Annotated in this window: 1 protein-coding gene and 1 pseudogene; both read right to left on the minus strand. The window is 69.1% G+C overall.

All coding sequences use genetic code 11. The features are described 5' to 3' along the window. Positions 1-160, minus strand: a pseudogene (locus tag MXD62_RS40990) (alcohol dehydrogenase); the annotation flags it as partial. Positions 161-216: 56 nt separating this feature from the next. Next, complete coding sequence (locus tag MXD62_RS27515; protein WP_248832301.1) at positions 217-1,014, minus strand: enoyl-CoA hydratase/isomerase family protein; 798 nt, start codon at positions 1,012-1,014, stop codon at positions 217-219. Positions 1,015-1,379 lie beyond the last annotated feature (365 nt).

Genomic DNA, 1,379 nt, shown 5'->3' on the forward strand with positions numbered 1-1,379 from the left:
CGGTCGTACAGACCCTCGGCCCGGAGAAGATCTCGAACAGGTCGGTGCCGCACAGGCCGTTGTGAGCGATGGCGATCTTCACTTCACCCGCCGCCGGTTCGGGCTCGGGGATTTCGTCGAGGCGAAGGTCCCGGGGACCATGCAGCCTGGCCGCGATCATGACTACCGCCTTGAGGAGTCGTGGGTTGGCGATCCGGCCGGAGCGGCCGAGGAGGGCTACCGGCGACCACCGTCACCGGCGAACTGGTCCGGGACCCAGGCGGGTGCCCGCTTCTCCATGAAGGCCCGCATACCCTCGCGTGGTTCGGACGACTGCCGCATCGCCCAGAACATGGTCTGGTAGTCGATGAGCCCGTAGCGCTCGTTGAGCATGCGCTTGACGTGCAGACGAGCCGCCGGAGCGGTCTGCAGGATCTCTCCCACGGCACGCACGGCGGCATCGCGGAGCTCGTCGTGGGGGACGACTCGGCTGATGACGCCCAGCTGCTGGGCCTCGGCGGCGTCGAACCGGCGGGCGGAGAGCAGTAGGTCCCGGGCCACGGCAATGCCGACGTGGGCGGGCAGGACGGCGGCGTAGGTGGCGTCGGGGATACCCCGCAGCAGTTCAGGGACCCGGAACGTCGCCCGGTCGCTGGCCACCGCGATGTCCGCCATCATCGCGATCAGGAGCCCACCCGCCTGGCAGATGCCGTTGACCGCGGCCACCACCGGCGCCTGACTGTCCCGGATGGTCAGGAAGGGCAGGACGTCCTCGCCGCCGAGATCGGGCGGCAGCGAGTCACCCGGCTCTGACCGGCTACCCAGGTCACCACCGGGGGCGAACACGTCACCGGTACCCGTGATGACCAAAGCGGCGAGATCCGGGCTCTTGTTGACCAGGGCCACAGCACGCTTGATGCCGAAGTACATCGCCGGAGTCAGGGCGTTGCGGGCCGCGGGCCGGTCGATGATGCACCAGCCGATAGCGCCGTCACGCTCGAAACGCAGACCGGCCGCTCCCAGATCGTCTGTCACGCCTCTTCCCTTCAGTGCACCTCATGTGTGTGTCGACCGCGGCTGCGAGACACTCTGCGCCTCTCTCGCAGCCTGGTCCGCTACAGGCAGGCCTGATCACCAGCTCCCGCGCCCAGCCGCCGCCGCGCCGGGCGGGGTGCGCCGCGGGCATCGCCTCGATTACCGGCGAGAGGACCTCGGGCTCCAACCACCCGAGTGCGCCGGCCCGGTCGAACGTCCGAAGCAGGCGCATCGGACCCTACGCCAAACACTGCACTCAGTACCACTCTGGACATCGCCTACCCGTTGTGGTGCGGGGTACAGTGCAAAAGTGATGGCTGAGGCGTCTGGAGAGCTGGGGGTCCGTGAGCGCACCCGGCGGGCCG

This window comes from Frankia sp. Mgl5, from assembly GCF_023242985.1.
Taxonomy (GTDB): domain Bacteria; phylum Actinomycetota; class Actinomycetes; order Frankiales; family Frankiaceae; genus Parafrankia; species Parafrankia soli.